Source organism: Streptomyces sp. NPDC034085 (assembly GCF_055575555.1).
In genome coordinates, this window is record NZ_JBVISL010000002.1 from 653773 (window position 1) to 666136 (window position 12364).

General features: G+C 74.2%; 13 protein-coding genes. 6 read left to right on the forward strand and 7 right to left on the reverse strand.

Going from position 1 to position 12364, the window contains the following annotated elements; translation table 11 throughout:
- Positions 1-55: 55 nt before the first annotated feature.
- Positions 56-661 carry a MarC family protein gene (locus ACZ501_RS08425; RefSeq protein WP_361603154.1) on the forward strand — a complete coding sequence of 202 codons (606 nt, stop codon included), beginning with the start codon at positions 56-58 and terminating at the stop codon, positions 659-661.
- 66 nt (positions 662-727) lie between these two features.
- Here ACZ501_RS08425 and ACZ501_RS08430 read toward each other — a convergent pair whose 3' ends face one another.
- The 3 genes from ACZ501_RS08430 to ACZ501_RS08440 all read right to left on the reverse strand — a co-directional run bounded on the left by ACZ501_RS08430 (position 728) and on the right by ACZ501_RS08440 (position 4048).
- On the reverse strand, positions 728-880 hold the full coding sequence (locus ACZ501_RS08430; protein WP_183067205.1) for a hypothetical protein: 153 nt from the start codon (positions 878-880) through the stop codon (positions 728-730).
- 95 nt (positions 881-975) lie between these two features.
- Positions 976-1833: an alpha/beta fold hydrolase gene (locus tag ACZ501_RS08435; RefSeq protein WP_468793445.1), complete on the reverse strand. Its 858-nt coding sequence runs from the start codon at positions 1831-1833 to the stop codon at positions 976-978.
- Between the two features lie 97 nt (positions 1834-1930).
- Positions 1931-4048 carry a DEAD/DEAH box helicase gene (locus ACZ501_RS08440; protein ID WP_468793447.1) on the reverse strand — a complete coding sequence of 706 codons (2118 nt, stop codon included), beginning with the start codon at positions 4046-4048 and terminating at the stop codon, positions 1931-1933.
- 317 nt (positions 4049-4365) lie between these two features.
- On the opposite strand from ACZ501_RS08440, the gene ACZ501_RS08445 reads away from it, so the two are divergent.
- Entirely contained in the window at positions 4366-5124 is a 759-nt protein-coding gene (locus ACZ501_RS08445) for a ferritin-like fold-containing protein (protein WP_361610562.1), read from the forward strand.
- Between the two features lie 58 nt (positions 5125-5182).
- Here the strand turns inward: ACZ501_RS08445 and ACZ501_RS08450 are convergent, their stop codons facing one another.
- The 4 genes from ACZ501_RS08450 to ACZ501_RS08465 form a co-directional block, all read right to left on the reverse strand.
- Entirely contained in the window at positions 5183-5485 is a 303-nt protein-coding gene (locus ACZ501_RS08450; RefSeq protein WP_361610572.1) for a hypothetical protein, read from the reverse strand.
- Between the two features lie 128 nt (positions 5486-5613).
- Complete coding sequence (locus tag ACZ501_RS08455) at positions 5614-5844, reverse strand: DUF3107 domain-containing protein (protein WP_361610564.1); 231 nt, start codon at positions 5842-5844, stop codon at positions 5614-5616.
- Positions 5845-5964: 120 nt separating this feature from the next.
- Complete coding sequence (locus ACZ501_RS08460) at positions 5965-6603, reverse strand: TetR/AcrR family transcriptional regulator (protein ID WP_361610566.1); 639 nt, start codon at positions 6601-6603, stop codon at positions 5965-5967.
- A gap of 156 nt (positions 6604-6759) precedes the next feature.
- The gene (locus ACZ501_RS08465; protein ID WP_361610568.1) at positions 6760-6975 is read right to left on the reverse strand and encodes a hypothetical protein; all 216 of its coding nucleotides are present in this window, start codon (positions 6973-6975) and stop codon (positions 6760-6762) included.
- A 132-nt stretch (positions 6976-7107) separates the two neighbouring features.
- Here ACZ501_RS08465 and ACZ501_RS08470 point away from each other — a divergent pair, with 132 nt between their 5' ends.
- From ACZ501_RS08470 to ACZ501_RS08485, 4 genes are all read left to right on the forward strand, one after another.
- Positions 7108-8103 (forward strand): alpha/beta fold hydrolase, encoded by a 996-nt coding sequence (locus ACZ501_RS08470; RefSeq protein WP_361610570.1) that lies wholly within the window; start codon positions 7108-7110, stop codon positions 8101-8103.
- Positions 8104-8107: 4 nt separating this feature from the next.
- On the forward strand, positions 8108-9535 hold the full coding sequence (locus tag ACZ501_RS08475) for a DUF3152 domain-containing protein (protein ID WP_468793449.1): 1428 nt from the start codon (positions 8108-8110) through the stop codon (positions 9533-9535).
- 185 nt (positions 9536-9720) lie between these two features.
- Positions 9721-11346: a DUF3492 domain-containing protein gene (locus tag ACZ501_RS08480; RefSeq protein WP_468793451.1), complete on the forward strand. Its 1626-nt coding sequence runs from the start codon at positions 9721-9723 to the stop codon at positions 11344-11346.
- Positions 11343-12341: a hypothetical protein gene (locus ACZ501_RS08485; protein ID WP_468793453.1), complete on the forward strand. Its 999-nt coding sequence runs from the start codon at positions 11343-11345 to the stop codon at positions 12339-12341. The genes ACZ501_RS08480 and ACZ501_RS08485 overlap by 4 nt, the downstream gene beginning before the upstream one ends.
- Positions 12342-12364: the final 23 nt, after the last annotated feature.

The following is a 12364-nucleotide window of genomic DNA, read 5'->3' on the forward strand; positions in this document are numbered from 1 at the left end:
GCTCCACCCGTCCCCCTCCCGTTTTTTGTAACACCCCTCACTGCAAGGCATCACTGTGTTTGATTTCGCCGTCTTCGGATCCCTTTTTCTCACGCTTTTTGTGATTATGGACCCCCCGGGGATCACGCCGATCTTCCTCGCCCTGACCTCCGGCCGTCCCGCGAAGGTGCAGCGCCGCATGGCCTGGCAGGCCGTCTGCGTGGCCTTCGGGGTGATCGCCGTCTTCGGCATCTGCGGCCAGCAGATCCTGGACTACCTGCACGTGTCCGTGCCGGCGCTGATGATCGCGGGTGGCCTGCTGCTCCTGCTGATCGCGCTGGACCTGCTCACCGGCAAGACCGACGAGCCCAAGCAGACCAAGGACGTCAACGTCGCCCTGGTCCCGCTGGGCATGCCGCTGCTGGCCGGTCCGGGTGCGATCGTGTCCGTGATCCTGGCGGTGCAGAAGGCCGACGGGTTCAGCGGCCAGGTCTCGGTGTGGGCGGCCATCGCCGCCATGCACGTGGTGCTGTGGCTGACCATGCGCTACTCGCTGGTGATCATCCGGGTCATCAAGGACGGCGGCGTGGTCCTCGTCACCCGGCTCGCGGGCATGATGCTGTCGGCCATCGCCGTCCAGCAGATCATCAACGGCGTCCTCCAGGTCATCCGCAGCGCCTGAGGCCCGCCGAGCGCACACATGCGAACGCCCCCGCACCGGCTCGGTGCGGGGGCGTTTCGGGAAGCATCAGGAGGACGCACTCTCGGCCGGTCGGATCAGGATGCGCTGGCCGATCGAGGCCGCCTGCTGCACGATCCGGTTGACGGAGGCCGCGTCCACGACGGTGCTGTCCACGGCGGTTCCGTCGACATCGTCCAGGCGCAGAATCTCGAAGCGCACGGCTTCTCCCTTCGTCGGTGTTCTCCTTGCACAGGGTTCAACGGAGGACACACCAGAAACATTCCCTACGCTAAGGAAATTTTTTCCCTGGCTAACTACCGCCCACGCGCCGACTCCCAGAAGCCCACCAGTGCACCCGCCGTGACCTGCGGGTTCTCCGCGTTCGGGGAGTGCTCCGCCCCCTCCACCACCACCCGGGAAGCAGCCAGCCGGACGGCCATCTCATCCATGAGCGGCACCGGCCAGGCGTAGTCCACCACCCCGGACAGCACCAGCTTCGGCAGCGGCACCGCCGCCAGCTCCGCCACCCGGTCGGGCTCCGAGATCAGCACCCGCCCGGTGGCGATCAGCTGCTCGGGGACGGTGGCCAGCCAGCGCTCGCGCAGGAACGCCGTCAGCTCCGGCGAGTTGGCCGCGGAGTCCGGCGCGTCCTGGGCCCGCATGGCCGCCCACACCGCCGGCATGTCCTCCCGCAGCGCCTCCAGGGCCGCGACCAGCAGCTTCGTACGGGCCTGCTGCTCCTGCGCGATCGCGGCGGGGCCGCTGCTCATCAGGGTGAGGGAGGCGAAGGGCGCGGCGTCGCGCAGCACCGCGGCACGCGAGATCAGCCCGCCGAGGGAGTGGCCGACCAGGTGCAGCGGCCCCCCGCCCAGCGCTTCCGCCTGCGCCAGCACGTCGCGGGCCAGCTCCTCCAGCCCGTACGCGGCCTCGTCGCGCGGGCCGGAGGTCTCGTACTGGCCGCGCCCGTCGACGGCGACCGCCCGGTAGCCGGCCGCGGCGAGCGGCTCCAGCAGGGCGATGAAGTCCTCCTTGCTGCCGGTGAACCCGGGGACCAGCAGGGCCGTCCCGCGCACGGGCTCGCCCGCCTCGTGCACGGCGAAGGCGCCGCGGGCGGTGGCCAGGCGGTACGCGCGGGCGGCGGGCGGCAGGGTGAGGCGCGGAGGCTTGCTCATGGCCCGAGGTTACCGGTCCGTAGGTCCGGGTACGAGGACGGCCCCGGCCCCCTCGAAAGGGGACCGGGGCCGTCGTACGGGCGTGCGCCCGGCCGGGTCAGCGGAACCGGCGGGTCGTCCTGACCGGCTCGGCCACCGGGGCCATCTGGAAGTCCGGCTCCGCCGCGGCGGGGGCGGCGGCCGCCTTGCGGGTCCGGGTCCGCCGCGCCGGGGCGGGGGCGTCGGCGACGACGCCGCGCACCACGTCGGGGATCGGGGTCGGCGCGGCCTTGCGGGTCGGGACCCGGCGCGGCTTGACCGGGGCCGCCTCGGCGGCCGGGGCCTCGGCCACGGGGGCCTCGACGGCGTCGGCGGCCTTGCGGGTCCGCGTCCGCTTCGGCTTGACCGGGGCCTCCTCGGCCACGGGGGCCTCGGGGGTCTCCTCGACCACGGGGGCTTCGGCGGCGGGGGCCTCGGCCACCGGGGCCTCGGCGGCGGCGGCCTTGCGGGTCCGCGTCCGCTTCGGCTTGACCGGAGCCTCCTCGACCACGGCCGGAGCCTCGGCCACGACCGGGGCCTCGACCGCGGCCGGAGCCTCGACCACGGCGGCCTCGGCGACGGCCGAAGCGGTCACCCGGGTCCGGCGGCGGCGCGGCCGGCGCGTCTCGTCCTCAGCCGGAGCGGCCACGGCCGCCTCGGCGGGAGCCCCGGCGGCCGGCGCCACGGCAGCGGTGCCGGTCTCGGACTCGGCGCCCAGCTCGGTACCGCCACGGGTGCGGCGGCGCTGGCGCGGCGTACGGGTACGCGCGGGACGCTCCTCGGTCACCACGGCAGCAGCGGCGGCGCCGCCGCGTCCACCGCGGCCGCCACGGCCGCCGGTCTCGCCCAGGTCCTCGAGGTCCTCGGCCTTCAGGCCGGCCCGCGTGCGCTCGGCGCGCGGCAGGACACCCTTGGTGCCGGCCGGGATGTTCATCTGCTCGTACAGGTGCGGCGACGTGGAGTACGTCTCCACCGGGTCGTGGAAGTCCAGCTCCAGCGCCTTGTTGATCAGCTGCCAGCGCGGGATGTCGTCCCAGTCGACCAGGGTGACGGCGATGCCCTTGTTGCCCGCGCGGCCGGTGCGGCCCACGCGGTGCAGGAAGGTCTTCTCGTCCTCGGGCGTCTGGTAGTTGATGACGTGCGTCACGCCCTCGACGTCGATGCCGCGCGCGGCGACGTCGGTGCACACCAGCACGTCGACCTTGCCGTTGCGGAACGCGCGCAGCGCCTGCTCGCGGGCGCCCTGGCCCAGGTCGCCGTGGACGGCGCCCGAGGCGAAGCCGCGCTTCTCCAGCTGCTCCGCGATGTCGGCCGCCGTGCGCTTGGTCCGGCAGAAGATCATGGCGAGGCCACGGCCCTCGGCCTGCAGGATGCGGGAGACGAGCTCCGGCTTGTCCATGTTGTGGGCGCGGAAGACGTGCTGCGTGATGTTGGCGACGGTCGCGCCCTCGCCGTCCTCGGAGACGGCGCGGATGTGCGTCGGCTGCGACATGTAACGGCGGGCCAGGCCGATGACCGCGCCCGGCATGGTCGCCGAGAACAGCATCGTCTGACGCTTGGGGGGCAGGTACCCCATGATCTTCTCGACGTCGGGCAGGAAGCCCAGGTCGAGCATCTCGTCGGCCTCGTCCAGGACGAGGGCCTTGACGCGGGACAGGTCGAGCTTCTTCTGCCCGGCCAGGTCCAGCAGGCGGCCCGGGGTGCCGACGATCACGTCGACGCCCTTCTTGAGCGCCTCGACCTGCGGCTCGTACGCGCGGCCGCCGTATATGGCGAGGACGCGGACGTTGCGGACCTTGCCCGCGGTCAGCAGGTCGTTGGTGACCTGGGTGCACAGCTCGCGGGTCGGAACCACCACGAGGGCCTGCGGAGCGTCGGTCAGCTGCTCGGGCTTGGCCCGGCCGGCCTCGACGTCCGCGGGGACGACGACCCGCTCCAGCAGCGGAAGGCCGAAACCGAGCGTCTTGCCGGTTCCGGTCTTGGCCTGGCCGATGACGTCCGAGCCGGAGAGGGCTACGGGGAGGGTCATCTCCTGGATGGGGAAGGGGGAAACGATGCCGACGGCTTCGAGGGCCTCGGCCGTCTCGGGGAAGATCCCGAGGTCACGGAACGTAGTCAGGGTGCTGCCTCTTCTGTGAGACGCGGCGCGAGGCGGCGAGGGGGTCCTACCGTGCCGGGCTTGCAGTACTGCGCCCATGTTCGGGCGAGTCGTACAGAGCTGCGCGGGACCACTGGCCTTCGCTCAAGCGCTTCTGCCGCTGAGGGGGCCCCTCGTGCGGGCAGGTACGCATGGACGTACCACCACACCGAGGGCGGTCGGTTGGAGCCGATCGGGCCACCGACCGGGCATCCTCATTCGGATGGCCCGCCGAGTATCCGGCAGGCGCATTACCACTGTACCCCGGAATCGCGCAGCTGTGTCGGGTGAATTCACCGGGTAGGCGTGTTTACACGCACGGGCACCGTTCAGGTGTGGTGACTTGTGCGCCCTTTCGGCGGGCTATTGTGCGGAGCATGTCGACCGTAGAAAACGCATCTCCCGCCGACGAGAACGCCCCGGAACCGGCGCAGGGCATCGCCGCCCAGGACTGGGCCACGGCCTCCGCGTCCCCGCAGTACCGGGCCGCCGTCGTGGACCTGCTCGGCGCGCTGGCCTACGGGGAGCTGGCGGCCTTCGAGCGCCTCGCGGAGGACGCGAAGCTCGCGCCGACGCTGGGTGACAAGGCCGAGCTGGCGAAGATGGCCTCCGCCGAATTCCACCACTTCGAGCGGCTGCGGGACCGGCTCGCGGCCATCGACGCCGAGCCGACCGCCGCGATGGAGCCCTTCGCGAAGGGCGTGGACGACTTCCACCGCCAGACCGCCCCCTCGGACTGGCTGGAGGGCCTGGTCAAGGCGTACGTCGGCGACTCGATCGCCAGCGACTTCTACCGTGAGGTCGCCACCCACCTCGACACCGACACCCGCGCCCTCGTCGTCGGCGTCCTCGACGACACCGGCCACGGCGGCTTCGCCGTCGAGAAGGTCCGCGCCGCCATCGAGGCCGACCCGCGCTGCGGCGGCCGGCTCGCGCTGTGGGCCCGCCGGCTGATGGGCGAGGCGCTCTCCCAGGCACAGCGGGTGGTCGCCGAGCGCGACGCGCTGTCCACCATGCTGGTCGGCGGTGTCGACGGGATGGCGGCCGGCTTCGACCTGGCGGCCGTCGGCGAGATGTTCACGCGGATCACGAAGGCGCACACCAAGCGCATGGCGGCCCTCGGCCTCGCCGCCTGACACTCCTCCCGCGGCAGACGAAAGCTCGCGCCCCGCTCCAGCGCGGCGCGAGCGTCAGTCATCCCCCCGACGAGAGCGAAAACGGAGCGCGCCGGGGAGACCTCCGGGAACCGGCCGCGGGACGCAGCAGCAGGGACAGCACGACGGCGGACACACCGGCCCCGCCCAGCAGGGTCGCGAACAGGCTGTTGTGTCCCGGGCCCAGCGACATGTGTGTCAGGTACGCACCGAACAGGGCGCCGGCCACCCCACTGACCAGGACCGTTCTGGTGGAGGGCAGCCGCTTCGCGAGTTTCCGCGAGGCCGCTCCGGCCAGAGCGAGGCCCAGCAGACCGGAGCCGAGCGCCTCCATCAGCAGCATCTGGTCACTCCCATGCGTCAGGGCAATCGGGGTCACAGCGCTCCTACCCGAAGCGGAAGAAAGGGAAACGGCCCGGCGGATCCATCCGCCGGGCCGTTCGCCTTCGCTTCACGGTGCCTCGAAGAGCGTCAGAGCGCCGCCCCGAAACCGACCTTGCGCACGCTCGGCTCACCCAGGTCGACGTACGACAGGCGGTCGGACGGCACGAGGACCTTGCGGCCCTTGACGTCGGTCAGGCTCAGCAGCGGCGCCGTGCCGGACAGCGCGGCGGCCACGATGGCCTCCAGCTCCTCGGCGCTCAGGTCGCTCTCCAGCACGATCTCCCGGGGTGCGTGCTGCACGCCGATCTTGACCTCCACGGCTTTGTCCCTCCGACGGTCCGGTTCGCGCGATCAGCCGCGCCGTACCCGGTCCACATTAGCCCGGAGAGGGGACACGATCGGCTCGCGGCGGACACGCTCGCAGCGAACAGCCGCCGGTCAGGCCTCCGAGCCGTGCAGCGGGAAACCGGCGATGCCGCGCCACGCCAGCGACGTCAGCAGCCCCACCGCCGTGTCCCGGGCGACCGGGCTCTCACTGGACAGCCAGTACCGGGCCACCACCTGCGAGACCCCGCCGAGGCCCACGGCCAGCAGCATCGACTCGTCCTTCGAGAGGCCCGTGTCCTCGGCGATGACGTCCGAGATCGCCTCCGCGCACTGGAGCGAGACCCGGTCGACGCGCTCGCGCACTGCCGGCTCGTTCGTCAGGTCCGACTCGAAGACCAGCCGGAACGCGCCGCCCTCGTCCTCCACGTACGCGAAGTAGGCGTCCATCGTCGCCGCCACGCGCAGCTTGTTGTCGCTCGTGGACTCCAGCGCCCCGCGCACCGACTGCAGCAGGTGCTCGCAGTGCTGGTCCAGCAGCGCCAGGTAGAGGTCGAGCTTGCCGGGGAAGTGCTGGTACAGCACCGGCTTGCTGACGCCGGCCCGCTCGGCGATGTCGTCCATCGCCGCGGCGTGGTAGCCCTGCGCGACGAACACCTCCTGGGCCGCGCCCAGCAGCTGGTTGCGCCGGGCACGGCGCGGCAGTCGCGTGCCCCGCGGACGCGCTGCCTCGGTCTGCTCGATGGCTGTCACGCCGCCTCCCACTTTCTCTAAGAACACAGTGCGCTCTGCGCCGCGCCGCCATCGTACTTTTCGGTAACCGAATCTGGTGGGTTCGAGCCGAGTTTTCTCGCGGTACGGACCACCCGGACACACGCCTGACACGCTGGTCAGGGGCCGTCGGAGCGACTAGCGGTAGTCCTCCTCGTCCAGGGGGACCACCCGGGCCTGCTCCGCGGCGTCCGCCTCGGGCGCCTCGTCCGGATCCAGGCCGACGAGCGGGTCGTCCTCCTGCGGCTGGATCTCGGTGTGCTGCTCGGCGGCGTCCGCCTCCGGAGCCTCGCTTCCGAGGCCTTCCCGGATCTTCTCCCGGAAGCTGTCCGGTTCCGCAGGATCGACAGTCATCGCGCTCCCCTCGCCTTCGCTCGTACTCACTACGAGACTAGGAGGATCGGGCAGGCACCGCCAGGCGGTCTTGTGACCGCCGACACAAGAGAACACCAGGGGCCGGGCGTGATCCTCTCGTAACATTGGCCCATGTCTTCGACCGAGCCGCCGGGCGTACGGTCCACCGCCGGAGCGGCCCCCCAGGCGGGCGCCGTACGGGTGGCCGAAGGGGAGCAGCTGCGCACCGTCGCGCTGCCGGGCCTCGAGATGAACGTACGCGTCCGGCCACCGCTGCGGGAGGGGCTGCCGCCCGCGCTGTTCGTCCACGGACTCGGCGGTTCCTCCCAGAACTGGTCGGACCTCATGCGGCACCTGGCCGACACCGTCGACGGCGAGGCCCTGGACCTGCCCGGATTCGGCTGGTCCCCGCCGCCCGCCGACCGGGACTACTCGGTGACCGCGCTCGCCCGCGCCGTCATCCGGCACCTCGACGCCGCCGGGCGCGGGCCCGTGCACCTCTTCGGCAACTCGCTCGGCGGGGCCGTCTCCACCCGCGTCGCAGCCGTCCGGCCCGATCTGGTGCGCACCCTGACGCTGGTCTCGCCCGCGCTGCCCGAGCTGCGCGTGCAGCGGTCGGCCGTGCCCACCGCCCTGCTGGCCCTGCCGGGCGTCGCCGCCCTCTTCGGGCGGCTCACGCGCGACCTGACGGCCGAACGGCGCACCCGGGGAGTGACGGACCTCTGTTACGGAGACCCCTCACGGGTGACGGCGGAGGGCTTCCAGGCCGCCGTCGAGGAGATGGAGCGGCGCATGGCCCTCCCCTACTTCTGGGACGCGATGACCCGCTCCTCGCGCGGGATCGTCGACGCCTACACCCTCGGCGGCCAGCACGGACTGTGGCGGCAGGCGCAGCGCGTGCTCGCGCCGACCCTGCTGGTCTACGGCGGCCGCGACCTCCTGGTCTCGTACCGTATGGCGCGCAAGGCCGCCGCGGCCTTCCGCGGCTCGCGGCTGCTGTGCCTGCCCGAGGCCGGACACGTGGCGATGATGGAGTACCCCGACGTCGTGGCGGTGGCCTTCCGGGACCTGCTGCGCGACACCACCGGCCGGGAAACCGGCCGAAGTACCGAGAACGGCAAGGGCTGAGGACGTGGGACGACATAGTCGCAAGGCCCCCATCGCGGCCCGCCCGCAGCCGGAGCCGCAGCCGGAGCCCGAGCCGCTGCCGCCCTCCGGCCGGCAGGAGTACGCGGCCGGCCCCTACGGCGACGGCCTGTACGCGCCGGACCCGTACGAGCCGGCCCCGCAGGGGGCCCGCCGGTACGAGGCCGGCCCCCGCGAGGGCGGCCCCCGCGCGCCCGCCCCGCGCGCCGCACGTCCGTACGAGCCGGCCCCGCGGGCACCCCGCCCGTACGGGGCCGACCCGTACGAGCCCCCGCCCCGCGCCGAGCCCACCGGCCGGCGCCGGGCCCCCGAGCCCACCGTCGTCCACCAGGGGTACGCGCCCTCCGCCCGCCCCGTGCGCCCCGGCGGCCACCCCGAGCAGCGCGAGGGCGGCGGCGCCCGGGGCACCGCCCCGGCCCCGCCGCCCGCCGCCGTGTACGGGGACTGGCGCGGAACCCCCGCGGCCGGCTCCCCCCGGGCCGCCGAGCCCCTCCCGCCGCGCGACCCCCTCACCACGACCGGCTCGCACCGCCGTGTCCCCGGGCCCCGGCGGCCCGAGGAGCCCGCCGCCGCGAGCGGGGGCCGCGGCACGAAGATCCGTACGTACACCGGGATTGCCGCGGCGGCCGTCACCACCGTGCTCGCCGTCGTCGTCGCCGGGCAGGTCGCCGCCGACAGCGACTCCGACACCGCCGCCACCCGCGCCGCCGGCGACGACGTCCCCGCACGCACCCAGGCCGACCGGTCGCCGGCCTCCCGCTCCGACGGCCGCGCCACCCCCAACGTCCCCGCGGCCCCGGCCGCGCAGCCGGCGACGTTCGAGCAGCAGATGGCGCAGCAGCTGCCGGTCGACGCGAAGCTCACCGGGCCGGGGACCTTCGACACGGTGCCCGGTATCGCCAAGGCCCCGGGGAAGGGGAAGCGGGTGCGCTACCGGGTCGACGTGGAGCAGGGCCTCGGCATGGACCCGCAGCTGTTCGCCGAGGCCGTGCAGCGCACCCTCAACGACCCGCGCAGCTGGGCCCACGGCGACGCGATGACCTTCGAGCGGGTGCCGGGCGGCGAGGCCGACTTCGTGATCACCCTGGCCAGTCCCGGCACCACCGGCGTCTGGTGCGCCAAGTCCGGGCTGGACACCACCGTCGACAACGTCTCCTGCGACTCCGCCGCGACCGAACGCGTGATGATCAACGCCTTCCGCTGGGGCCAGGGCTCGCAGACCTACGGGGCGGACCAGATGCTCGCCTACCGGCAGATGCTCATCAACCACGAGGTCGGCCACCGGCTCGGCCACGGGCACGTGAACTGCCAGACCCCGGGCGCGCTCGCGCCGATCATGCAGCAGCAGACGAAGTCGCTCGACATCGACAACATCTCCTGCAAGCCCAACCCGTGGGTGTTCCCCGGGGGTTGACCGGGTCACGCCCTTCCTAGCGCGCTCGAACGCGAACCGTACGGGAAAGTTACGACTCTTCACCCCTTCCGGTGGCGCGACGGACAACCGTCCGTCGCGCCACCGGCGCATCCGCTTGAGTTCTCCCGCGGCGGGTCGCCGGACCGACGACGGCCGCCCGGAACGGGAGATCGGGGGTGCCACTGGTGCGGATCGGACTGGTCACGGAAGGTGGTTATCCGTATGCGGCGGGAGAGGCGAGGCTCTGGTGCGACCGGCTCGTGCGCGGACTGCCGCAGCACGAGTTCGAGCTCTACGCGCTGAGCCGCACCGCCGGGCAGGAGGAGCGCGGCCGCGTCCCGCTCCCGCCGCAGGTGACCCGCGTGCGCACCGCCCCGCTGTGGGCCCCCGCCGATGACGGGCGGACGTACTCCCGCCGCGAGCGCCGCCGCTTCGCCGCCTGCTTCGCGGAGCTGGTGCGCGGGATCTGCGCCGACGGGCCCGACGCCCCGGGCGCCTTCGCCGCCGGGCTGTACGGGCTCGCCGAACTCGCCCGCGAGCAGGGCGGGACGTACGCGGCCCTGCGCTCGGAGACGGCGGTGCGGGCGGTGGAGGGCGGCTGCCGGGCGCCGGGCGCGAGCCGTACCGTCCAGGCGGCGCGCGTCCCCGACCTGCTGGAGTTCGTGGACGAACTGGAGCGGGCGCTGCGGCCGTTGTCCCTCGACTGGCACGAGGAAGCGGGCCTCGGCCGGGCCGACGTCTGCCACGCCGCGTCCGGCGGGGTCGCGGCCGTGCCCGGGCTGCTGGCCAAACGCTTCTGCGGGGTCCCGCTGCTGGTCACCGAGTACGGGGTCCAGCTGCGCGCCCGCTATCTGGAGCAGCCCGCCGCCACCCGGCCCGCCGTACGGGCCCTGCTGGCCGCCTTCCACATCCGCCTCGCCGGGGAGATCTACGCCCGCGCCGACCTGCTCACCCCCGGCAACGCGCACGCCCGCCGCTGGCAGGAGCGGTGCGGGGCGCCCCGGGAACGGCTGCGGACCGTGTACCCGGGCATGGAGGCGGACCGATTCGCCGCCGTCGGCGAGGACACGGGGCGGGGAGACCCGGACACGCTGGTGTGGGTCGGGCGGATCGAGCCCGCCAAGGACCTGATCGCCCTGCTGCACGCCTTCGCGGAGGTCCGCCGGGCCGCCCCGCACACCCGGCTGCGGATCTTCGCCACGGCCGCCGCCCCCGGATACCTCGCCGACTGCCGCTCGCTGGCCGCGCAGCTCTTCCCCGACGAGGCCGCCGACGCGCGGACGGTGGGGGAGAGCCCCGTCAGCTTCGAGGAGGTCGGCGGGCCGGAGGCCCCCACGGCGGCCGACGCCTACGGGGCCGGACGGCTCGTGCTGCTGTCGTCGGTCATCGAGGGCTTCCCCATCACCCTGGCCGAGGCCATGTTCTGCGGCCGGGCCACCGTCTCCACCGACGTCGGCGCCGTCCGCGAGGTCATCGGCGGCACCGGGCTCGTCGTCCCGCCGCGCAACCCGCGGGCGCTGGCCGAGGCCTGCCTCGCCCTGCTGGAGGACCCAGAACGGGCCCAGCGGCTCGGTGCGGCGGCGCGGGCCCGGGCGCTGGAGCTGTTCACCGTCGAACAGAACGTGGAGGCCTTCGGGGAGAGCTACCTGCGGCTGCTGGCCCTCGGTACCTCACCGGGCGCGGGGGAGGAGCCGTTCGGCCGGCCGGCGCAGGAGAGGGTGCCGTTCGCCCGTCCGGCGGAGGCGCGGGTGCCGGGGCCGTGGATCGCCCGGGCGCCGGAGCCGGGTCCGGCCGCGGAGGCGACGGCATGACCACCTCGGACACCGCGGGCGCGGCGCCGCTGCCGAAGACCCTGCCCCATGCGGCCACCGCCGGCCACGGCGGCCCCGCAGCGGAAGCGGCGTGGGCCGGCGCGGCGGAGAAGGCCCGCCGCAAGCCCGGCGGGGACCCCGTCAAGGCACTGCTGCACCGCCACCGGGAGCTCTGCGAACGGGCCGTCGACCCGCTGGAGATCGCCGCCGGGCTGGAGGCGCACGGCATCACCGACCGCACCGCGGCGCGCTTCCGCCACCGGGACGTCTTCACCCTCGCCGAGGAGCTGTACGCGCGGACCCCGCGCGGCGTCACCCCCGACGCCGCGCCCGCGCGGCCGCCGGCCGGGGCCCGGACGGTGCGCGGCTTCGGCTACGCCCTGTTGCCCGGCGCCCTCGCCCTCGGCGCGGCCGCCACCGGGACACCGGGGGCCGGACCCCTCGCGGCGCTCCTCACCGCCGCGGCGCTGGTGTGGCCCGGGCGGAGCGCCGGGGGGCGCTTCCCCCACGCCGCCCACCTGCTGGCGGCGGCCGCCGTCGGCTGGGCCGTCCACCGGCACGGGCCCGCCCTCGGTGCGGCCCTCGCGCTGGCCGTGGCCCCCGGACACCTCGCCGCGGTCCTCTACGCCGCCCGGGCGCGCCGCCGGCTCGCCGGGAGCCGGGCCCTGGAGGACTTCGCCGCCGGGGCGCGGCCGCTGCTGGCCGGGGTCCTGCTGCTCTTCGCCGCGGCCGCCCCGGCGACGGCCGCGCTCACCGCGGCCGCCCCGGCGACGGCCGTGCCGCTCGCGGTGCTGCTGTTCCTGGCCCGGCTGCTGCTGCGCCACGGCGCCCACCGCGTGCCGGTGGCCGTGGCCCTGGCGTGCGCCCTGGTCCCGGTCCCGGCGGCGGTGCCAGCCGCCGCGGCGGGACTCCTCGTACACGCCTTCCTCGCGCTGTCCCGTGCCTCTGCACACGCGCGTCCCCGACCCCACCGACACCAAGGAGAAACAGGATGACCGGCCAGCCAATCGACCAAGGG

Coding starts and splice junctions, on each gene's coding strand:
- ACZ501_RS08435 (WP_468793445.1), bottom strand. CDS start 1,833: ATGAGCAAGCCTCCGCGCCTCACCCTGCCGCCCGCCGCCCGCGCGTAC.
- ACZ501_RS08440 (WP_468793447.1), bottom strand. CDS start 4,048: ATGGGCGCAGTACTGCAAGCCCGGCACGGTAGGACCCCCTCGCCGCCT.
- ACZ501_RS08445 (WP_361610562.1), top strand. CDS start 4,366: ATGTCGACCGTAGAAAACGCATCTCCCGCCGACGAGAACGCCCCGGAA.
- ACZ501_RS08450 (WP_361610572.1), bottom strand. CDS start 5,485: ATGCTGCTGATGGAGGCGCTCGGCTCCGGTCTGCTGGGCCTCGCTCTG.
- ACZ501_RS08465 (WP_361610568.1), bottom strand. CDS start 6,975: ATGACTGTCGATCCTGCGGAACCGGACAGCTTCCGGGAGAAGATCCGG.
- ACZ501_RS08470 (WP_361610570.1), top strand. CDS start 7,108: ATGTCTTCGACCGAGCCGCCGGGCGTACGGTCCACCGCCGGAGCGGCC.
- ACZ501_RS08485 (WP_468793453.1), top strand. CDS start 11,343: ATGACCACCTCGGACACCGCGGGCGCGGCGCCGCTGCCGAAGACCCTG.